19 protein-coding genes are annotated in these 21284 nt (G+C 69.8%); 14 read left to right on the top strand and 5 right to left on the bottom strand.

Annotated features, from left to right (window positions below; translation table 11 throughout):
- The first annotated feature begins 254 nt into the window (after positions 1-254).
- Together cobA and IEY55_RS03485 are read left to right on the top strand one after the other, a co-directional pair.
- Entirely contained in the window at positions 255-1490 is a 1236-nt protein-coding gene (cobA, locus tag IEY55_RS03490) for a uroporphyrinogen-III C-methyltransferase (protein ID WP_189054272.1), read from the top strand.
- Positions 1491-1599: 109 nt separating this feature from the next.
- Positions 1600-1959 (top strand): potassium channel family protein, encoded by a 360-nt coding sequence (locus IEY55_RS03485; RefSeq protein WP_189053776.1) that lies wholly within the window; start codon positions 1600-1602, stop codon positions 1957-1959.
- A 97-nt stretch (positions 1960-2056) separates the two neighbouring features.
- Here the strand turns inward: IEY55_RS03485 and IEY55_RS03480 are convergent, their stop codons facing one another.
- Positions 2057-3013, bottom strand: coding sequence for a sugar-binding transcriptional regulator (locus IEY55_RS03480; RefSeq protein ID WP_229685949.1), 957 nt, complete (start codon positions 3011-3013; stop codon positions 2057-2059).
- A gap of 187 nt (positions 3014-3200) precedes the next feature.
- Here IEY55_RS03480 and IEY55_RS03475 point away from each other — a divergent pair, with 187 nt between their 5' ends.
- The 5 genes from IEY55_RS03475 (at position 3201) to IEY55_RS03455 (ending at position 8685) form a co-directional block, all read left to right on the top strand.
- Positions 3201-4565: an ABC transporter substrate-binding protein gene (locus IEY55_RS03475; RefSeq protein WP_189053773.1), complete on the top strand. Its 1365-nt coding sequence runs from the start codon at positions 3201-3203 to the stop codon at positions 4563-4565.
- Between the two features lie 77 nt (positions 4566-4642).
- Positions 4643-5587, top strand: a complete 945-nt coding sequence (locus IEY55_RS03470; protein WP_189053771.1) for a carbohydrate ABC transporter permease — start codon at positions 4643-4645, stop codon at positions 5585-5587.
- A 100-nt stretch (positions 5588-5687) separates the two neighbouring features.
- On the top strand, positions 5688-6554 hold the full coding sequence (locus IEY55_RS03465; protein ID WP_373289961.1) for a carbohydrate ABC transporter permease: 867 nt from the start codon (positions 5688-5690) through the stop codon (positions 6552-6554).
- Between the two features lies 1 nt (position 6555).
- Positions 6556-7578 carry a zinc-dependent alcohol dehydrogenase family protein gene (locus IEY55_RS03460; protein ID WP_189053767.1) on the top strand — a complete coding sequence of 341 codons (1023 nt, stop codon included), beginning with the start codon at positions 6556-6558 and terminating at the stop codon, positions 7576-7578.
- 12 nt (positions 7579-7590) lie between these two features.
- Positions 7591-8685 (top strand): ABC transporter ATP-binding protein, encoded by a 1095-nt coding sequence (locus IEY55_RS03455; protein WP_189053765.1) that lies wholly within the window; start codon positions 7591-7593, stop codon positions 8683-8685.
- A 266-nt stretch (positions 8686-8951) separates the two neighbouring features.
- Here IEY55_RS03455 and IEY55_RS03450 read toward each other — a convergent pair whose 3' ends face one another.
- Positions 8952-9287, bottom strand: coding sequence for a hypothetical protein (locus IEY55_RS03450; protein WP_189053763.1), 336 nt, complete (start codon positions 9285-9287; stop codon positions 8952-8954).
- 123 nt (positions 9288-9410) lie between these two features.
- Between IEY55_RS03450 and IEY55_RS03445 the strand changes: the two genes are divergently transcribed.
- Positions 9411-10292, top strand: a complete 882-nt coding sequence (locus IEY55_RS03445; protein WP_308424713.1) for a helix-turn-helix domain-containing protein — start codon at positions 9411-9413, stop codon at positions 10290-10292.
- Positions 10289-10480 (top strand): DUF397 domain-containing protein, encoded by a 192-nt coding sequence (locus IEY55_RS03440; RefSeq protein WP_189053759.1) that lies wholly within the window; start codon positions 10289-10291, stop codon positions 10478-10480. The genes IEY55_RS03445 and IEY55_RS03440 overlap by 4 nt, the downstream gene beginning before the upstream one ends.
- 69 nt (positions 10481-10549) lie before the next feature.
- Here IEY55_RS03440 and IEY55_RS03435 read toward each other — a convergent pair whose 3' ends face one another.
- The 3 genes from IEY55_RS03435 to yaaA form a co-directional block, all read right to left on the bottom strand.
- Positions 10550-12193: a DEAD/DEAH box helicase gene (locus IEY55_RS03435; RefSeq protein WP_373289955.1), complete on the bottom strand. Its 1644-nt coding sequence runs from the start codon at positions 12191-12193 to the stop codon at positions 10550-10552.
- Between the two features lie 324 nt (positions 12194-12517).
- On the bottom strand, positions 12518-13477 hold the full coding sequence (locus IEY55_RS03430; RefSeq protein ID WP_189054268.1) for a serine protein kinase RIO: 960 nt from the start codon (positions 13475-13477) through the stop codon (positions 12518-12520).
- Positions 13478-13803: 326 nt separating this feature from the next.
- Positions 13804-14547, bottom strand: a complete 744-nt coding sequence (yaaA, locus tag IEY55_RS03425) for a peroxide stress protein YaaA (protein ID WP_189053757.1) — start codon at positions 14545-14547, stop codon at positions 13804-13806.
- A 306-nt stretch (positions 14548-14853) separates the two neighbouring features.
- On the opposite strand from yaaA, the gene IEY55_RS03420 reads away from it, so the two are divergent.
- The 5 genes from IEY55_RS03420 (at position 14854) to IEY55_RS03400 (ending at position 21189) form a co-directional block, all read left to right on the top strand.
- The gene (locus IEY55_RS03420) at positions 14854-15666 is read left to right on the top strand and encodes a DeoR/GlpR family DNA-binding transcription regulator (protein WP_229685948.1); all 813 of its coding nucleotides are present in this window, start codon (positions 14854-14856) and stop codon (positions 15664-15666) included.
- Positions 15667-15701: 35 nt separating this feature from the next.
- Positions 15702-16706 (top strand): zinc-dependent alcohol dehydrogenase family protein, encoded by a 1005-nt coding sequence (locus tag IEY55_RS03415; protein ID WP_189053753.1) that lies wholly within the window; start codon positions 15702-15704, stop codon positions 16704-16706.
- 19 nt (positions 16707-16725) lie between these two features.
- Entirely contained in the window at positions 16726-18153 is a 1428-nt protein-coding gene (gene xylB / locus IEY55_RS03410) for a xylulokinase (protein WP_189053750.1), read from the top strand.
- Between the two features lie 181 nt (positions 18154-18334).
- Positions 18335-19291 carry a phosphotransferase family protein gene (locus IEY55_RS03405; RefSeq protein ID WP_189054266.1) on the top strand — a complete coding sequence of 319 codons (957 nt, stop codon included), beginning with the start codon at positions 18335-18337 and terminating at the stop codon, positions 19289-19291.
- 149 nt (positions 19292-19440) lie between these two features.
- The gene (locus tag IEY55_RS03400) at positions 19441-21189 is read left to right on the top strand and encodes a proline--tRNA ligase (protein WP_189053748.1); all 1749 of its coding nucleotides are present in this window, start codon (positions 19441-19443) and stop codon (positions 21187-21189) included.
- The last annotated feature ends 95 nt before the right edge of the window (positions 21190-21284 follow it).

Genomic DNA, 21284 nt, shown 5'->3' with positions numbered 1-21284 from the left:
GGCGAGACACCGTCCCAGGACCTGGGAGCGGCCGTCGCTTCGGGGGGAGAGCGTTCGGCCGGGCGGTGTCGACACCGTGTCGACACCGGATGCCCGATCGGTCACGGTGCGGCCGGTAGCGCTGGGAAAAGGCCGGTGGCCACACCCCGGCCCGGCCGCCGGCCGGCACCGGACCCTGCTCGGGCCCGCCCCGGGTGGCCACGGTCACGGTCCTGGGAATGGACATTTCGCTGGTCGCGGGCATCCTCTTGGGCATGCACGCTGAACAGCACTACCTGGTCGGCCTGGATCTGGCGGGCCGGCGGGTCGTGGTGGTCGGGGGCGGCACCGTCGCCCAACGCCGGCTGCCACGCCTGGTGGCCGCGGGAGCCGCCGTCGACGTGATCGCCCCGGAGGTCACACCGGCCGTGCAGGCCATGGCCGACGCCGGGGAGGTGCGCTGGCACCGGCGCGGCTACGCCGGGGGCGACCTCGACGGCGCCTGGTACGCCCTGGCCTGCACCCCGGACCCGGAGGTCAACGCGGCCGTGGTGGCCGAAGCCGAGTCCCGGCGGGTGTTCTGTGTCCGGGCCGACGTGGCCGTGGCCGGCTCGGCGGTCACCCCGGCCACCGGGGACCACGAAGGGTTGCTGGTCGGCGTGCTCGCCGGCGGGCGGCCACGCCGCTCCGCCGCCGTCCGCGACGCGCTCCTGGACGCGCTGCGCGAGGGCCGGGTTCCCGACCACGTTGAGCGCCCGGCCAGCGGGCCGCCGCCCGGCGTGGCACTGGTGGGCGGCGGGCCCGGCGACCCGGACCTGATCACGGTGCGCGGCCGCCGGCTGCTCGCCCGCGCCGACGTGGTGGTGGCCGACCGGCTCGCCCCGCGCGAGCTGCTCGACGAGCTGCCGCCGCACGTCCAGGTCGTCGACGCCGCCAAGATCCCCTACGGCCGGGCCGCCAGCCAGGAGCTGATCAATACCGCGCTGATCTCCAACGCCCGGGCCGGCCGGTTCGTGGTACGGCTCAAGGGCGGCGACCCCTACGTCTTCGGGCGCGGCTTCGAGGAGCTGCTGGCCTGCGCCGAGGAGGGGATCCCGGTCAGCGTCGTGCCGGGCGTGACGAGCGCGTTCGGCGTGCCCGCGCTGGCCGGGGTGCCGGTCACCCACCGCGGCGTCGCGCACGAGGTCGTGGTGGTCTCCGGCCACGTCGCGCCGGACGATGAGACGTCGCTGGTGGACTGGCCGGCGCTGGCCCGGCTGAAGGGCACCCTGGTGGTGCTGATGGGCGTGGAGAGGATCGCGGCGCACGCCGAGGTGTTGATGGCGCACGGTCGTGCGCCGGAGACGCCGGTGCTGGTCGTGCAGGAAGGCGCCACGCGCAACGAGCGTGTCCTTCGGTCCACTTTGGATCATGTCGCGAAGGCGATCAAGGAGGAAGGCATCCGGCCGCCCGCAATCATCGTGATCGGCCCGGTGGCCGCGCTTCGCAACCGCCTCACCGACACCGACTGACACCTGGACCCGGTAAAGGCGCGTCCCCCGTCAACGGGGGACGCGCCCTCTGCGTACGCGTGGACGTGCCAACCTGCAAGGAATCCCGCAGACTAACGGAATGATCAGCATGATCATCGCCGTGGTGCGGTTCCTTCGCGTTCTTGGTCGTGCGGTGTGGCAGCCGGAAAGCCGTGGCCTGTTGATCCTGTGCGGCTTGATCCTGCTTGGCGGGACCGCGTTCTACACCCAGGCCGAGCATTGGTCGGTCCTGGATGCGCTCTATTTCTGCGTGATGACCCTGACGACCGTGGGATACGGGGATTTCACCCCGGTGACCAGCGGCGGCAAGATATTCGCGATCTTGTTTACCCTGACCGGTGTGGGCGTCTTCGGATCACTCCTGCTGACCCTGGCCGGCCATCTCATCGCGAGTAATCCCCTGACCCGGGGACGGAAGCACGGGTCGAAGCACGGGCAGGATTCGTGAGTCGATTGCCGTACCGGTCCTGTCCGGCCCTGCGGTTCGTCGAGTGAGTAGCGACTTCCTCGACGGCTGCGCGGGGAACGGTATGGTCGCCGGTCGGCTATTGCTGTTCCAGTAGGGCGCGGGCGACCCCCGCGTCGGTCACCAGTGCGGAGACGAAACCACCCCGCAGCACCGCTCGGATGGCGTCGGCCTTCTCGATCCCGCCCGCCACGGCGATGACCTCGGGAACGTCTCGCAGCTGCTCGGGGGTGATCGCGATGACCCGGTCGGCCAACTCGCTCATCGGGTGTCCCTCGCCGTCGAGGAGGCGGGCGCAGAACTCGGCCCGTACCCCGCGCTCGCTCAACGCCTCGGCCTCGGCCTGGGGGAGGGCGTCCCGGACGGTCGAGATCGGCGGCTCCCAGGAGCCCACGGTGATCACCGCCTTGGTGAGCTCGGGGTAGTGCCGCATCGCCTCGGCCACCTGGGGTTGGCGGCGCAGGTCGGCGGCGGCGACCGGGTCGGAGACGACCAGGGGCGCGTAGATCGGGTACACCGGGCCGCGGGCGAGGCTCGCCACGCGGCGGACCAGCTCGACGCTGTTCTCCTCGACCCCACCCGGAAGCACGCCGGTGAGCTGGACAACGGTGCACCGGGGGAGCGGTCCCAGCGCCAGCGTCATGGCGTTGAGCGTGCGCGAGCAGGCGAGCCCGAGCACGTCGCCCTCCCGGAGGACCTCGGTGAGGTAGTCCGCGCCCAGCTTGCCGATCCGCCGGCGTAGCGAGTCGTCGGAGTCCTCGGCCTTGGTGGCGACGACGGCCTGCCGCAGCCCGTAGACCGCACGCAACCCCTCGGAGAGCTCCGCGTCGATCTCCGCGGGCACCGCGATGTCGATGCGGACCAGGCCCGCGGCGCGCGCCTCGTCGAGCACGCGCGCGACCTTGAACCGGCTGATGCCGAACTCCTCGGCGATCTCGATCTTCGAGGCACCGTCGAGGTAGTACCGGCGGGCGATGGCCGCGGCGCGGATCAGCTCCGCCGGTCGCAGCGCCCGATTCCCCGTGTTCGCCGTCATGGATGACCCCATTTGCTCATTTGAGCGGGCTTCAGCTCATTCTTGCACAGACCCTTGACGGTGACCCCCTTCACACCTTCAATTCACCTGACTCGCTCATCTGAACGAGTGATCGCTCAAACGAGCATCCCCGGAGCACGGGGCACTCCGCGGCCGGCAGCGCCGCCCACCGCTGACGGAGGTCCTTATGGCAGGCAGGTCCCGATCGCGCCCGGCGCGCGCCGTCCTCGGGAGTGCGCTCGCCGCGCTCCTGCTCGGCACCACCGCGTGTGCCGGAGCCGGTGTGGGAGGCCAGGACGGCAGAACCGTCACCGTCGCCACGGTGGCGAACCCACAGATGCAGGACATCGAGAAGCTGACCGGCGACTTCAAGAAGGACCACCCGGGCATCGACGTGAAGTTCGTGATCCTTCCCGAGAACGAGCTGCGCGACCGGGTCACCCAGGACATCGCGACCAGGGCCGGCCAGTACGACGTCGTGACCATCGGCACGTACGAGGCGCCGATCTGGGCGAAGAACGGCTGGCTGACCAAGCTCGACGGTTACGCGAGCAAGGGTGGATACGACGTCGCCGACATCGTTCCCACCGTGCGCGATGCACTGTCCTATGAGGATGGTCTGTACGCGGTGCCGTTCTATGGCGAGTCCTCGTTCCTGATGTACCGCAAGGACCTCTTCGCCAAGGCCGGGCTGACCATGCCGGCCCGGCCGAGCTGGCAGGACGTCGCCAACTTCGCGGCGAAGCTGGACGACAAGCAGGGCAACGTCGCCGGCATCTGCCTGCGCGGGCTGCCCGGCTGGGGCGAGGTGCTCGCACCGCTCAACACGGCGATCCTCACCTTCGGGGGCCGCTGGTTCGACGAGGACTGGAACGCCCGTCTGACCGACCCGGAGACGAAGAAGGCCGTCGAGCTCTACGTCAACCTCGTCCGCCAGTACGGCGAGCCGGGCGCGCCGAACGCCGGTTTCTCGGAGTGCCTCACCGCGATGGGCCAGGGGAACGCGGCGATGTGGTACGACGCCACGGTCGCAGCGAGTTCGCTGGAAGACCCCAAGACCAGCAAGGTCGCGGGCAAGATCGGCTACGTCCCCGCGCCCACCGTGAAGACCGAGCACGCCGGCTGGCTCTGGTCCTGGGCGCTGGCGGTTCCCGAGACCTCCAAGAAGAAGGATGCCGCCTGGGAGTTCGTGTCCTGGGCGACCTCCAAGGACTACATGAAGCTGGTCGGCCAGCGGCTCGGATGGGCGCGGGTGCCGCCGGGGAGCCGGTTGTCCACGTACGAGATTCCCGAGTATCGCAAGGCCGCCGCGGCGTTCGCCCAGCCGACGTTGGACGCGATCCGGTCGGTGAACGTCAAGCAACCAGGACTGCATCCGCAGCCGTGGACCGGCGTGCATTACGTCGGAATCCCGGAGTTCCAGGAACTGGGCACCAAGGTGTCGCAGGAGATCTCCGCGGCCATCGCCGGCCGCCAGTCCGTCGACGACGCCTTGGCCAAGGCCCAGCAGTACGCCGAACAGACCACCCTGAAAGGTGGCTACAAGAAGTAGCCCCATCCGGGTGTGGGGGCCGCTGTACCCGTCCGACCGGTCCTCACACCCGGACCCCCGGACACAAGGAAGATCCGATGCTCACCCCCAGCCTTCCGGCGCCGACCGCAACGAAACCGCGGCAACCCCCGGCACCCAGGACACTCACCGCGGGTGAGCGGTGGAGACTGCGGGCTCCACTGCTTCCCGCGCTGGTGTTCGCCATCGCGCTGACCCAGGTGCCGTTCCTGCTCACGCTGTACTACAGCGTGCAGAGCCAGAACCTGTTGCGGCCCGGCTCCAAGGAGTTCGTCGGACTCGCCAACTACGGCAAGGTCTTCACCGACGAGCTCTTCCGCAACGCCGTCTTCAACACGGTTACGCTGACCGCGAGCACCGTCATCCTCTCGATGTTGCTCGGGATCGGGCTGGCGGTGTTGCTGGACAAGAAGTTCCTCGGCCGCAGTGTCGTCCGCACGCTGCTCATCACGCCGTTCCTCGTCATGCCCGCCGCGGCCGCGTTGCTGTGGAAGACCTCGATGTTCAACCCGGTCTTCGGGCTGGTGAACTGGATGCTGTCCCCGTTCGGCGTCGACAACGTCGACTGGGCCAGCCGGTACCCGATGCCCGCGATCGTCGGAGTGCTGGTCTGGCAGTGGACGCCGTTCATGATGCTGATCGTGCTGGCGGGGCTGCAGAGCCAGTCCCCGGAGGTGCTGGAGGCGGCCAAGGTCGACGGGGCGAACGCTTGGCAGACCTTCCGCCGGGTCACCCTGCCGCACCTGCGGCAGTTCATCGAGTTGGCCATCCTGCTCGGGTCGATCTTCATCGTGCAGACCTTCGACGCGATCTTCATGATCACGCAGGGCGGTCCCGGACAGGCCACCACCAACCTGCCCTACTTCATCTACCAGCAGGCGTTCCGGGCGTTCGACGTCGGCGAGGCCGCTGCTGCCGGTGTGATCGTGGTCGTCGCAACGATCACGATCGCCATGGTCGCGCTCCGCGTGATCTCCAACCTGTTCACCGAGGAGTCGGCATGAAAACCCCTCCCTTCGGGTCCTACACGCTGGGGCGACGTGGGTTGCCCACCGAACCGCACACCACGTGCGGATGTCCCACCGGGGAGGAGCGATGACCACGATGGTTGCCACCGCACCTGCCGAGCGGGCGGCCGCCACCCGCCGGCGCGGTGCCCGCTTCCGGCCGGGCAACATCGGTGTCGGGATCGCCGCCTGGGTTGCCGCCCTCGCGTTCTTCTTCCCGGTGCTGTGGATGTTCCTCACCGGCTTCAAGCAGGAGTCGCAGGCGTCGACCGATCCGCCGACGATCTTCTTCACCCCCACGCTCGACCAGTTCCGCTCGATCTTCGCGCGTGACTTTGCGCCCTACCTGATCAATTCGCTGACCGCCTCGGTGATGTCCACGATCTTCGTGATCATGCTGGCAACGCCGGCGGCCTACGCGCTCTCGGTCGCGAAGGTGGGGCGGTGGCGCGATGCGCTGTTCTTCTTCCTCTCCACGCGGATGATGCCGGCGGTTGCGTCGATCCTGCCGCTCTACATCCTCGCGACGAACATCGGGATGCTGGACAACATCACGATGCTTTCCCTGGTCTACACCGCGATGAACCTCCCCATCGCGGTGTGGATGATCCGCTCGTTCCTCGCCGAGTTGCCCAGGGAGGTGCTCGAGGCGGCTCGGATCGACGGTGCGTCACTGGGCACCGAGATGCGCCGCATCATCCTGCCGATGATCGCACCCGGGCTGGCCGCGACCGCGTTGATCTGCATGATCTTCGCCTGGAACGAGTTCTTCTTCGCGGTCAGCCTGACCTCGACCAGGGCCGCCACCGTACCGGTCTTCCTCGTCGGGTTCATCACCAGCGAGGGACTGTTCTGGGCCCGGCTGTCCGCCGCCTCCACGATGGCGGCGCTCCCGGTGATCCTGGCCGGCTGGGTCGCGCAGAAGTGGTTGGTCCGTGGTCTCTCCCTCGGGGCGGTGAAGTGACATGCGCGCAGTACTCATCGAGAAGCCGGGTCAGCTCTCGCTGGCCACGGTCGACGACCCGACTCCCGGTCCCCGCCAGGTAGTGGTCGCGCCCGCCGCGGTCGGCATCTGCGGAACCGACATCCACATCGTCGACGGCGAGTTCGCACCCACGCCGTACCCGATCATCCCGGGGCACGAGTTCGCCGGCACCGTGGTCGCGGTGGGAACCGGGGTGACGGATCTGGCCGAGGGGGACCGGGTCGCCGTCGACCCGTCGCTGTTCTGCGGCGAGTGCCACTTCTGCTTGATCGGGCGTGGCAACCTCTGCGAGCGGTGGAACGCGATCGGCGTGACCGGGCCAGGCGCGTCCGCCGACTACGTCGCCGCACCTGCCGCCAACTGCTACCGCGTTCCGAACGATCTCCCGCTCGAATACGCGGCGCTGATAGAGCCCCTTTCCTGTGCGGTGCACGGGTTCGACCTGCTCCCGCGGCGTCTGGGCGAGCACTACCTGATCTACGGCGCCGGAACTATGGGCCTGCTGATGGCGCAACTCGCCCGCCACGCGGGTGCGGCGAGCGTGTCCGTGGTTGACCTGAACCGATCCCGGCTCGGCACGGCCGTCAGGATCGGAGTCGATGCCGTGGCCCGCGACGCCGACGAGTTCGACCGGCCGGAGGGCTGGGAAACGGTGATCGATTGCACCGGTGCGGTCCCCGCCATCGAGGACGGTCTGCGTCGGGTACGGCGTGGCGGCACGTTCCAGGTGTTCGGTGTCGCCGCAGCCGACGCGGTCGCAGCGTTCTCGCCGTTCCGCGTCTACAACGACGAGATCACCATCGTGGGCAGCATGGCCGTACTGCACAGCTTCGGCCGGGCCGTCGACCTCATGGCCAAGGGCGTCATCGCGCCCGGCGAGATGATCAGCCACAGCTTCCCACTGGACCAGTACCTGCCAGCGGTCGACGCCTTCCGCAAGGGCACCGGACGCAAGCTGCAGGTCCGTCCCACCCACCGAGACTCGCTGACCGCCGCACGATAGGGAAAACCCGACATGGCTACCGTCACCTTCGACCAGGCATCGCGCTTCTACCCTGGTTCGGACGTTCCTGCCGTTGACCGGCTGGACCTCGATATCGGCGATGGGGAGTTCCTCGTTCTCGTTGGTCCATCCGGTTGTGGCAAGTCGACCACGCTGCGGATGCTCGCCGGTCTCGAGGACGTTGACGAGGGCGCGATCCACATCGGCGACCGAGACGTCACCAACCTTCCGCCACGCGAGCGGGACATTGCCATGGTCTTCCAGTCCTATGCGTTGTACCCGCACATGACCGTGGCCCAGAACATGGGTTTTGCGCTGGAGATGGCGAAGGTACCCAAGGAGGAGCGGTCCGCGCGGGTGCTCGAGGCCGCCCGGATACTCGACCTGGAGCCGTATCTCGACCGCAGGCCCAAAGCGCTTTCCGGTGGCCAACGGCAGCGCGTCGCCATGGGACGGGCGATCGTGCGTCAGCCAAAGGTGTTCCTGATGGACGAACCACTGTCCAATCTGGACGCCAAGCTGCGCGTGTCCACGCGCTCGCAGATCGCCGCACTGCAGAAGCGCCTTGGCGTCACCACCGTGTACGTCACCCACGACCAGGTCGAGGCCATGACCATGGGGGACCGTGTCGCGGTGCTCAAGGACGGTGTCCTACAACAGTGCGACACCCCGCTAGCCCTTTACAAGAAGCCCGCCAACAACTTCGTCGCCGGGTTCATCGGCTCTCCCTCGATGAACATCCGCGAGTTCAAGGTCGCCAACGGGCATGCGCGCATCGGGGAGCTCGACGTCCCGCTGAGTCGTGACGAGCTCGGGGTGCTCGCCCGTGAGGGCTCCGACAGCGTGCTGCTCGGGTTCCGCCCGGAGTCGGTTGACCTCGTGGGGGCCGGTGAGGGTTTCCCCGTCGTCGTCCGGCTTGTCGAGGAACTCGGCGCCGACGCCTATCTCTACGGCAGCATCGTCGGGACGGAGGATGCCGAGGCGGCCGACATCGTCACCCGCGTCGACCCGGCCCGGACGCCACGCATCGGTGAGACCGTTTACCTGCGGGTTCGTCCGGGGCAGGAGCACGCGTTCTCCCCGCAGACCGGTGAACGGCTCGGGTAGACGAGGGGACCTGCGACAGCCCCCGCTGGGGAGAGTTTCCCTCGCTCGCCGCGTACGGGAACTGACGGGAACGCTGTGGCGGACAGCAACTGGATCTCCGCAACAGTAAGGGAGTGGGGGCGGAGCCGATGCCGTGCTGTGTCCCGTCTTGTCACCAGCAGCGTGACGATGCCGCCGAACACGAGGAGAGCCCCGAGCAAGGTGTGGAAGATCGCGGGATGGAGGTCGGCGAGGAGCATGTCGAGCCCCCAGGGAGGTGAGGACGGTCAACGGCTCTCGGCGGCAAGGGATGCGGCCTGCGTGGGCTGCGGTGTGGCCCCACGAAGCTCGACTGTGCAGAGCTGCTGAATGGTTTCGCCGCCTTCGCTGGGCGGCGTGATGCGCGAGACCCGCACGAGCCACCGGCCGGGCATGTCCCGCACGAAGTCCTCGCCGATCTCGCGGGCGTACCGCTCGGCGGTGGCCTGCACGGAGGTCACACCGGCCCGCCGGCCCACGTAGAAGCCGTGATCGCAGATCGCGGCGGAGTACAAGAGCTTCCGAACACCCCGCCTGATCTCGAAGAACTCTAGTTTGTGCCAGTAGTCCCTATCTGGATCCATGGTTCTCCCCCGGAGACCTGCCGACATCTGTGATGTGCTCAAAGTGAGACAGGATCACTGTGGGTAAGATCTCATGCACCTGGGACGTCTGCAACATTCTCTAAGTGAGACAGTCTCAAGATCATGCGGTTGGGTGACGATCAGTACTGTGTCCGCATGCCACAGGGCGAACGACCATCACTGCTCCGCCGACGTCTCGCGCTTGGCTTGGCGAAGCTGCGTAGGCAAGCAGGCATGGAGATCGAGGATGTGCGCGCTGCGCTTGGCATGAGCCGGGCGAAGCTGTATCGCATCGAGAGCCCCGACAGTGCCATCACGGTCTCGATCCCGGATGTGATCGCGCTATGTCATGTCTATGGCGCATCCGCGCATGTGCAGGCCCAGCTTGTCGAGATGGCTCGACACAGGGACGGGTGGTGGACGGCCTATCAAAGTGGGCTGACGGGGTGGTTCGTTGACTACGTCATGCTTGAGGCCGAAGCATCGGAGTTCTTCGAGTTCGCAATCGATGCGGTTCCTGGGTTGCTGCAGACCGAGGACTACGCCCGAGAGGTGATCGCGGCATGGACGCCGGAAGCTGACGCCTCTGCGATCGACGCGAGGGTGGCTGCGCGCATGGAGCGTCAGCGTCGTTTGACGGACGGGCTTGCTGTGACGGCGGTCGTCGATGAGTACGCCCTGGTTCGGCCAACTGGCAGCTCGAAGCAGATGCGAGGACAACTCGAACGCCTGCTTGATCTGGCCAAACAGCCTAATGTGAAGCTGCACGTCTTGCCGACAACATCTGGTGCGCATGCGGCATTGACCAGTCCGTTCAACATGCTGCACTTTCGGAACATGCCGCCGATCGTCTATGTCGACACGCTCAGCGGCGGGTTGTACGTCGACGACGAACGAGATGTTGAGAGGTATGAGGCAGTGGCAGATCAGCTCCTGACTCGCTCGTTGAGTGCTGCGAAGTCCCGCAAGTTGATCGAGCGTTGTTTAGAGGACCTGCGCGCATGAAGACGGTCGAGTGGAGGACGTCGTCCTACACGAGTGGCGGCGGTGCCTGTGTCGAGGTGGCTTCGTTATCCGGCCTGGAGGTTGGGGTCCGCGACTCCAAAGCCCCTGCCGGCCCGGTCCTGACCTTCGGCTCGCCCGCCTGGTCCGCGTTCGTCGCCTGCGTGCAGCGCGGGGCGTTCGATCGTTGACCTTCCCCGAACAGACGAAGGCCCGGAGGAGACATCCTCCGGGCCTTCACGTCGTTACTCCTCGCTCGGTCAGTCGCGGGTGGCGCGACGAGGCTGGTAGTCGCGTCCGCGGGTGTGGTCCCGGCGGCCGGTGTGGTTGCCGTGGTCACGGCGAGGGCCGTGGCCACGTTCTCCACCCTGGCCGCGGCGACCACGGTCGCCGCGCCAGTCGCCGCGGTCGCCGTTCTCGCCGCGCCGGCCGCGGTCCCGCCAGTGACCGTGCTCGCTCTGCTCACCGCGCGGCCCGCGGTCCCGCCGCTCACCGCGGAACCCGCGGCGCGGCCCGCCGCCCTTACCGAACCGCGGCTTACCGCCGCGCCGCGGCGCCGGCTCCTCGACCACCGGCACCCCGCTGGGCTCGCGCGCACCGGTGATCCGGGTGAGCCTGTCGTCCCCGGCCGCGACACGCGTGCTGATCGCCGAGACCCCCGCCTGCCGCGTCAGCCACAGCACCTTCCGGCGCTGGTTGGGCTGCACGATCGTGACCACCGTGCCGGACTCCCCGGCCCGCGCGGTGCGGCCCGCCCGGTGCAGATAGTCCTTGGGGTCGTTCGGCGGGTCGACGTGCACGACCAGGTCGATCCCGTCGACGTGGATCCCCCGGGCCGCCACGTCGGTGGCGACCAGCACGTGGGTCCGGCCCTCCCGGAACTCGGTCAGCGTCCGGGTCCGCACCGCCTGCGTCTTCCCGCCGTGCAGCCCCCGGGCCCGTACGCCGGCCCCGCGCAGCTCCTGCGTCAACCGGTCGACCGCCACCTGGGTGCGGGCGAACAGGATCGTCCGCCCCTCACGGGCGGCGATGTGCGACACCACGACCGACTTCTCGCCCCGCCCCACCAGCAGCAGGTGGTGCTCCATGGTCTTCACGCTGGCCACGGCGGGGGACACCGAGTGCGTCACCGGGTCGGTCATGTACTGCTTCACCAGTACGTCGACGTCACCGTCGAGCGTCGCCGAGAACAGCAGCCGCTGCCCGTCCGGCGCCACCAGGTCCAGGGCCGCCCGCACGTCCGGCAGGAAGCCCAGGTCCGCCATGTGGTCGGCCTCGTCCAGCGCGGTGATCGTCACCTCGGAGAGCACGCAGGTGCCCTGCCGGGCGTGGTCGTTGAGCCGGCCCGGGGTGGCCACCAGCAGGTCGACCCCGCGCCTGAGCGCCGCCACCTGCTTGGGGAACGAGGTCCCACCCACCACCGCGCTCACGGTCAGGCCGAGCGACCGCGCCAGCGGCGCCAACGAGTCGCACACCTGCATCGCCAGCTCGCGGGTGGGCACCAGGACCAGCCCGCGCGGCCGCAACGGGCGGCTGCGTTCACCGGCCAGCCGGGTCAGCATGGGCAGGCCGAAGGCCAGGGTCTTGCCCGAGCCGGTCTGGCCCCGGCCGAGCACGTCCCGGCCGGCCAGCGCGTCCGGCAGCGTGGCCGCCTGGATGGGGAACGGGCTTTCGATACCGCGCCGCCGCAGCGCGGCGACCAGCTCCTCGGGCAACCCGAGCTCGTCGAAACCGGCGACGGGGGCCTCGGTACCCGGCTCACTCACCGCATCGGTGATCGGGGCGGCACCGTCGGCGTCGGCCTCCGGGGCCTGGGTGGCCTGCTCCGGCCGGGCGTTGCGAACCCATCGATGCCGCGGCCGGCGCGGCGCACGCTGGGACTTCGGCTGAAATGCTGTGGTCAAGTCTTCCCTCTCCGGGACGTGGCACGTCGCGGGGAGGCCCCGCGGAAAACCACGGTGCTGATCACAAGGACGAGCCCGGCGCACTCTGCGCCACGAATAGGACATGGCGGGCGCGCGGGGCGCCACCACTGTCACGGAACCCGCACACGAAGATTCCCTCCGCCGCCGGTTCCCGCTTAGCGTACACGATCGTCACTCACCGTCCGTGCGGTGGCCGGGTGTCGGCCACCACACGCCGCGAGTTGAGTGGTCGACGCCTCCGCCGATGCCCGGCACTGTCCCCACTGCGCCGCACATTCCGAAACGCCTCGTGTGCGCGGTTCTTCAGTTCAGCCCGAGCTCCGCCCGGAGCCGCCCGACGCAGGCGACGGGATCACAATCCGTCGCGGGCACGCCATGCCCGGCGAACCAGCGGCAGAGGTTGGCGACGTCCCGCGCCAGGAACTCGGGACCGCGCGGGTTGGCCACCACGTCAACCACCTGGGGCAGGTCGATCAACACCAGCTGACCGTCATGGACCAGCACGTTGTAGGGACTCAGGTCGCCGTGCGCGTAACCGTGCCTGGCGAGCACGGTCATCGCGTCCAGTGCCTGACGCCACAGCTCCCGCGCCTCGGCAGCGCTCGGCCGGAGCTGGGCCAGCCGGGGCGCCGCCGTTCCGTCCGGGCTCCCGACGAACTCCAGCAGGACCTCGGTGCCCACCCGTTGCACCGGAAAGGGAACCGGGGCACCGACCTGCCACAACCGGCTGAGCGCGGTGAACTCCGCCACCGCCCACTGCTCGGCGATGAGGTTGCGCCCGAAGCCGGTGCGGCCGGCGATCGCCCGCGCCTCCCGGGACTTCCGCATCCGCCGGCCCTCCAGGTATCCGGCGTCCCGGTGGAACAGGCGGTGGTCGCTGCCGCGGTAGCGCTTCGCCGCGAGCAGACACGACCGGCCACCGTCCGGAAGCGTTCGTTCCAGCAGGTGAACGTCAGCCTCCTTGCCGCTCTTGAGCACACCCAGCTCGATGTCCACCGCGCCCAGGTCGGTCACCAGCCACTCCGGGTAGGGGGTTGGCCCGCGTTCCCCCTCGTCCCAGGTCGACCAGCGGTCCCCGGTCGGCGGCAGCGGGCCGGCCTCGCTGACCGCGTCGGCACGGCGCAGCGCGAGCAGGTCGCGCTCCTCCTCGGTCAGCCTCCCCCTGTTTCGTGGCGCGGGCTCGTCCTCGGCGCGCCGGAGTCTGGTCCGGTGTTCCCGCGGAGCGTCCTCGTCCTCGACGAGGTGCGCGTAGCGCTCGTAGATGTCGAAAGACACGTCGGTCGTGTCGTTCTCGTGCGCGTGCACGGTGGGTTCCTCCTGGAGAGAAGCCCCACCGGCGCTGACTCAACCGGACACCGGGAAACGGCCGGTGGGGCTGGCGAACGGGACGCGGCCACGCGCCGCGACAACGTCGGACATGGCTCACCTCCGCTCTCCGCCCAGCGACCGCCGGGAACAGTGCGACAACAGTGACGATCAGGTTGCCCGCCGGCCACGCCGGCACGCAATCGATTTTCTCCCCCGAGACCTGGTGGATGAACCTTCCCGGTGGCGGCGCCCGAAGGGACTTCGGCAATCGCGGTCCGGGCTCAGCCTGTCACGACGAGGTCGAGGGCGCGGTCACCGGTTTGCTCCAACACAATTCCGGCCTTTTCGGCGATCCGCCGGATTCCATCCACAGTGGACACTTGGCCGCGGGCCGTGCCCAACACCCGGGCCAGCTTCCCCTTGTATGCCTTGTTGTGGTGGCTCACGGTCTTCCGCCGCCCAGCCCCGTCCTCGCTCACGACGCGCACCGTCACCGCGTGCGGCACCCGGGCGAGCGCGGCGTAAGCACCGGAACGCAAGTCCACCACCAGATCGTCCACCGTGGACAGCATCGGCTCCAGAACCGGGCGCCACAACTCCCGCAGCGGACCCACCGCCGGCAACACACTGGCCGCCGACAGTCGGTACGCCGGGATCTCGTCCCCGCCCCGCACCAGCCCGAACAGGGCAGATCCCACCGACAGCCGCTGCTCGGCGCGGCCCAACTCCGCCACGCTCATGCTCGGGACGTCCAGCGCGTCGTAGAGCACCCCGGTGTAGCGGCGCAGTGCCGGCATGGTCGGCGCCGTGCGGAGGGCAGCGTTGCGCCGCACCTCGGCCTCCTGTCGGGCGGACAGCCCCAGGGCGGCGAGGCTGGCCGGGACGTCGGCGGCCAGTTCCACCAGCACGTCGACCAGCTTCCGGCGGACCGGCGTCAGCTCGGGCGTCGACAGGCTGTCCAGGTCGAGCGGGTCGCCGTGGCCACCGGCGGCCTTGGTCTCGGAGGGAGGGAGCAGCACGAGCACGGCGCCCAGCCTAGGACGCGCCCGGTGGCGACCCGGCGAGGCAGGTCGGACGTCGCCGGGAACACCAGGCACGCCCGACCAACCCACGCCCGCCGGATTGTGACGCAGCACACAAGCGACATATTCACATAAAGTGTGTTAATAATATGGACATCTTCTGATAGGAATTGAGCACTTGGTGGCGGGGTCGGGGCCGCCGGGTCGATGCGCGCCCGATCAATGGTGAGCGGGAGGGCCGGAGATGACCGTCTCGAGCACGTCCGTGCCGGGCAGCGCCATGACGCCCCGCTCCGGGAAGGACGTGCGGTGACGCGAAAGGCGCGGCCCTCCGAAGCGGCTGTCGAACAACGCCGGCAGGACATCCTCGGGCTCGTCCTCGACCGCGGCGAGCTGCGCATCGCCGAGCTGGCCGAGCGGTTCGACGTCAGCCTGATGACGATGCACCGTGACCTCGACGACCTCGCCGCGCGCCACCTGCTCCGCAAGCTCCGCGGGCGGGTCGCCTCCTTCCCGCCGCTCACCGTCGAGACCGCGACACGGTTCCGGGAGGGCCTACGGCTCGCCGAGAAGTCCGCCCTCGCCGCGGCGGCGATCGGCGAGGTCGTCCCCGGCAGCACCGTTCTGGTGGACGACTCCACCACCAACTTCCCGCTGGCCGGCCAGCTCACCCGCATCGAGCGGCTCACGGTGATCACCAACTCGGTCCGCGTCGCCCAGACCGTCGCGAGCGCGCCCGAGGCGTCGGTGGTCTTCATCGGCGGGCGCTACCACGGCGAATTCGAGTCGACGTCCGGGCCGGACACCCTGCGCGCCCTCGCCAGCATCCGCCCGGACCTCGCGTTCGTGTCGGCCACGGCGATCACCCACGGCCACCTCTACCACCCGGTCCAGGACTACGCCCTGATCAAGCAGGAGATCTGCCGGTCGGCAGCCCGGAGCGTGCTGCTGGTCGACCACTCCAAGTTCGGCCGGACGGCCACCTACCCCCACGGCGACGTGGGCTCGTTCGACCTCGTCGTCACCGACGACCGCATTCCCGCCGAGGAGCTGCAGGCCATCAGGGACTTCGGCGTCGAGGTTCGCGTGGCGCCGGTGCGTCGGGAGGAAACGAACCCCTGACCCCCGGGGGTTGGCAAAGCTGCAAAGGAGCAACGATGCGGGCAGTGCTCATCGAGGAGCCTGGCAAGGTCGCGGTCACCACGGTGCCCGATCCCACCCCCGGTCCCGGCGAGGTCGTCGTCGCGGTCGCCGCGTGCGGGATCTGTGGCACCGACATCCACATCGTGGACGGGGAGTTCGCGCCGACGCCTTACCCCATCGTGCCCGGCCACGAGTTCGCCGGCGAGGTGGTCGCCGTAGGGACGGGCGTCGCCAACGTGCGCGAGAAAGACCTGGTGGCGGTCGACCCGTCCCTGTTCTGCGGCGCCTGCGAGTACTGCGCCATCGGTCGTGGCAACCTCTGCGAGAACTGGGGCGCCATCGGCGACACGCGAGACGGTGCCTGCGCGGAGTACGTGGTGGTGCCAGCCGCCAACTGCCACCGGCTCCCCGAGGGACTCGACGGGGCGCACGCAGCGCTGATCGAGCCGCTCTCCTGCGCCGTCCACGGGTTCGACCTCCTCCCACGACGCCTCGGCGAGCACTACCTGATCTACGGCGCCGGAACGATGGGCCTGCTCATGCTCCAACTCGCCCGGAACGCCGGAGCAGCCTCCGTCTCCGTGGTCGACCTCAACGAGGACCGACTGGCCGTGGCCCGCCAGCTCGGTGCCGACGCAACCGCGACCTCGGCAGGCGTGTTCGACAGGACACGGGGCTGGGAAGTGGTCATCGACTGCACCGGCGCCATCCCCGCCATCGAGGACGGTCTTTCCCGCGTCCGCCGTGGTGGCACCTTCCAACAGTTCGGGGTCGCGCCGAGCGGCGCCACGGCCCGGTTCTCGCCCGCCCGGGTCTACCAGGACGAGATCACCATCGTGGGAAGCATGGCCATCCTGGCGAGTTACGGCCGAGCCGTGGAGCTGATGGGCGGCGGAGTCGTCGACGCCGACGTCATGATCACCCACAACTACCCGCTGGAGGACTACGCTCTCGCCCTCGACGCCTTCCGGGAAGGAAGCGGCCGCAAGATCCTGGTGCGACCCGGAACGGGCCGCTGACACGGGGAGTACTGGAGTGATGCATCAGGGCGTGGGTCGGAGCGGAGAGCCGCTGGTCGCCGGTGTGGACCTGTCCACCCAGGCGACGAAGGTCGTGGTGTGCGAGGCGCGGACGGGCAAGGTGGTGCGCGACGGGCGGGCCCCGCACCCCGAGGGCACCGAGGTGCATCCCACGGCGTGGTGGCAGGCGTTCACCGAAGCCTCGGCGGGAATCGTCGACGATGTCGTCGCCATCGGGGTGGCGGGCCAGCAGCACGGCCTAGTGCCGCTGGATGAGCGGTGCGAGATCGTGCGGCCCGCCCTGCTGTGGAACGACACCCGCTCGGCTCGTGCCGCCGAGGACCTGGTTGCCGAACTCGGTGCCCAGACCTGGGCGGCCGCGGTCGGCACCGTGCCCGTCGCCAGTCTCACCGTGACGAAACTGCGGTGGATGGCCGAGCACGAACCAGCGCTGGCCGACCGCGTGTCGAGCGTGCTCCTTCCACATGACTGGCTGACCGGCATGCTCACGAGCGCGCTTGACCAGCCGGTCACCGACCGGGGCGACGCCTCGGGGACCGGCTACTGGTCGCCCGGGGACGGCAGCTACCGGAAGGACCTGCTCGCACACGCCTTCGGCCGGCGCAGCCCCCGAGTACCCGAGGTGTTGGGACCCGGCGACCCCGCCGGCGAGACCCGAACCGGGGCAGTGGTCTCGGCAGGCACCGGCGACAACATGGGCGCTGCGCTCGGACTCGATCTCGCCCCCGGCGACGTCGTCGTTTCGCTGGGTACGAGCGGCACGGTCTTCGCGCTCTCACCCACTCCGACGACCGATCCGAGCGGTACGGTCGCCGGATTCGCCGACGCGTCCGGCCGGTTCCTGCCACTGGTCTGCACGCTGAACGCGGCCCGCGTCCTCACCGCCGCCGCCACCATGCTCGGCGTCGACCTCGCCGAGTTCGACCGGCTCGCCTGCGCGGCCCCACCCGGCGCGGGCGGGCTGGTGCTCCTGCCCTACCTCGACGGCGAACGCACCCCGAACCTCCCCGACGCCGCCGGCACCCTCTCGGGCCTGCGCCGCGACACCATGACCCCGGAGAACGTCGCCCGCGCCGCGGTGGAAGGCATGTTGTGCGGCCTGGCCGCAGGGCTCGACGCCCTCCGGGACGTCGGTGTCACCGTGCGGCGCGTGCACCTCATCGGCGGGGCGGCACAGTCGAAGGCCGTCCGCACCGCCGCTCCGATCGTGTTCGGCCTGCCGGTCACGGTCCCGGCACCGGCCGAGTACGTGGCGATCGGCGCCGCACGGCAGGCTGCCTGGGCGCTTGCCGGCACGCCGGAGCCACCCGCCTGGCAGCGCGAGGACGAGGCGCGACTGGCCGAGCCGAAGGACACCGATCGCTCCGCGGGGGAGCGGATCCGGCACGAGCACCGGGCCCTCCGGCGGGCGGTGCACCGAACCTGACCAGCACCGAATGTCGGGGGACGCGGGCGTGGCCCATGGCTGCCTGATTCGCCCTATAATGATCAAGTGCGGCCGCCGGCCGTGCTTCCGCCCGCATCGCCCGTCTCCGGCCGCCGGCCGGGACAGCAGTGGGGAGTTGGATGTTGGTTGACCAGGCGCGTCGTGCGCGATCCCGGTGGTGATGGTGCCCGCCCTCACCGAGCTCGATCGCGCTGTCCGACCGCCTTGGGCCGAGGTTCCCCTCGCCGTCCGTTCCGCCGTGGAGGTGGAGCTGGCTGCGCCCGTCGCCAAGGCGTGGGGCCAGGTTGGCGGGTACACACCCGGCCTGGCGTCCCGGCTGGCCCTGGCCGACGGCCGCAAGGTGTTCGTCAAGGGGTTGCCCGCCTCGCATCCCACGGCCGGCAGCTACCGGCTGGAGGGCCAGGTCGCGCGGCGGTTACCGGAGGACGTGCCGAGCCCGCGGCTGCTGTTCACCGTCGATGACGAGTGGATCGTCCTGGTTTTCGCCGACGCCGACGGGCGCGAGCCCAACCTCCGCCCCGGCTCGCCCGACCTGGCCGCCGTGCTCGCCGCCCTGAACCGGCTGGGCCGCACGCTCACCCCGTGCCCGCTGCCGGACGTGCCGAGCGTGCTGGACGACCTCGGCCCGCTGATGCAGGGCTGGTCCCAGCTCGCCCTCGCCCCGCACGCGGACCTGGACCCGTGGGCGCTGCGGCACCTGGACTCGCTGATCGCGATCGAGACCGCGTGGCAGCCCTGGGCGGACGGCGACACCCTGCTGCACAACGACCTCCGGCCGGACAACATGATCCGCCGCGTCTCCGACGGCCGGGTCGTGGTGGTCGACTGGTCGTACCCGTGCCGGGGCCCGGCGTGGATGGACGTCGTGTCGCTGGTGCCGCAACTGGTGCTGGCCGGGCACCCGCCGGCCGACGCCGAGCGGCTGGTGTTGTCCCGGCCCGCGCTGAACCAGGTGCCGGCATGGGCGGTCACCGGTCTCGCCGCCGCGTGGGCGGGCTACTGGCAGCTGAACAGCCGGCTCCCGGAGCCACCCGGCTCCATCGGGCTGCGCGACTACCAGCGCAAGATTGCCCGGGCTACCCGGCGCTGGCTGGTCCACCGCACCCACTGGAGTTGAGGCGACAACGCGGCCTTGCCCCGGCCGGCCGGGGCGGGTGGTGGTCAAACCAGTGGGTGAGCGGCGGTACGCTGCGGGAACGGAAACGGCCCCGGAACGGGGCGCGGTCCGGAAGGTTCGCCGAATCTCGACTGTGGGAGCGCTCCACCGTGATCACGAGGATGTCGACGCTGTTCCTCCGCACCCTGCGCGAGGACCCGGCCGACGCCGAGGTCCCCAGCCACAAGCTGCTGGTCCGCGCCGGCTACGTGCGTCGGGTCGCGCCGGGCCTCTACTCGTGGCTGCCGCTGGGGTACCGGGTGCTGCGCAACGTCGAGCGCGTCGTCCGCGAGGAGATGGACGCCATCGGCGCCCAGGAGGTCCACTTCCCGGCGTTGCTGCCCAAGGAGCCCTACGAGGCCACCGGACGCTGGACCGAATACGGTGACAGCCTGTTCCGGCTCAAGGACCGCAAGCAGGCCGACTACCTGCTCGGGCCGACGCACGAGGAACTGCTCACCCTCATGGTCAAGGGGGAGTACAGCTCCTACCGGGACTACCCGGTCATCCTCTACCAGATCCAGAACAAGTACCGGGACGAGGAGCGCCCGCGCGCCGGCATCCTGCGCGGCCGCGAGTTCGTGATGAAGGACGCCTACTCCTTCGACCTCGACGACGAGGGCCTCAAGCACTCCTACGAGCTGCACCGCGACGCCTACATCCGGATCTTCGATCGGCTCGGCCTGGAGTACCACATCGTCTCGGCCATGTCCGGCGCCATGGGCGGCTCGGCGAGCGAGGAGTTCCTGGCCCCCTCGCCGGCCGGTGAGGACACCTACGTGCGGTGCCTGGAGTCGGGCTACGCCGCCAACGTCGAGGCGGTCACCACCCCGGCCCCGCCGGCCCGCGCCCGCGAGGGGCTGCCCGAGGCCCGCGTACACCACACCCCGGACACCCCCACGATCGAGACCCTGGTCGACTTCCTCAACGCCGCCGGCCTCGGCCGTACGTTCACCGCGGCGGACACGTTGAAGAACGTCATGGTCAAGACCAGGCAGCCCGGCAGCGACGAGTGGCAGTTGCTCGCCGTGGGCGTCCCCGGCGACCGCGAGGTCGACCCCAAGCGCCTCGAGGCGGCACTGGCGCCGCTGGAGGTCGCGTTGCTGGAGGAGGCGGACTTCGCCGCAAACCCCTGGCTGGTCAAGGGCTACATCGGGCCGAAGGCGCTGGCCGAGAACGGCGTGAAGTACCTGGTCGACCCCAGGATCGTGTCGGGTACCGCCTGGGTCACCGGTGCCGACAGGCTCGACCACCATGTCGTCGACCTGGTGTGCGGCCGGGACTTCACCCCCGACGGCACCGTGGAGGCGGCCGAGGTGCGCGAGGGCGACCCCTCGCCGGACGGTGCCGGCCCGCTGGTGATGGCGCGCGGCATCGAGATCGGCCACATCTTCCAGCTCGGCCGCAAGTACGCCGACGCCGCCCAGCTCGACGCCCTCGGCCCGGACGGCAAGCCGGTGCGCATCACCATGGGCTCCTACGGCATCGGCGTCTCCCGTGCGGTGGCGGCCGTCGCCGAGCAGCGCCACGACGAGTACGGCCTGGTCTGGCCCCGCGAGATCGCACCGGCCGACGTGCACGTGGTGATCGCCGGCAAGGACGAGGCGGTGCGCGAGGGTGCCGAGCGGATCTCAACCGAGCTGGACGCGGCCGGCGTCCGGGTCATCCTGGACGACCGCAACGCCTCACCCGGCGTCAAGTTCGCCGATGCCGAGCTGATCGGCGTACCCACGATCCTCGTGGTGGGACGCGGCCTAGCCAAGGGCGTCGTCGAGGTCAAGGACCGCGCCAGCGGCGAACGCACCGAGATCGCCGTCGACGCCGTGGTCAACCACCTCGCCGAACTCTGCCGTAGCTGAACGAAAGGACGCCGGGACCGCTTCGCGTAGGAGTGGTCCCGGCGCCCTTCTTGAGCAGGAACAAGAACTCCGCCGGGCCGGCGGATCCCGTCGTA

It is taken from the genome of Longimycelium tulufanense (genome assembly GCF_014645795.1).
Classification (GTDB): domain Bacteria; phylum Actinomycetota; class Actinomycetes; order Mycobacteriales; family Pseudonocardiaceae; genus Longimycelium; species Longimycelium tulufanense.
Note: the sequence above shows the minus strand (reverse complement) of the source record. Positions and strands in the feature narration are given on the sequence as shown.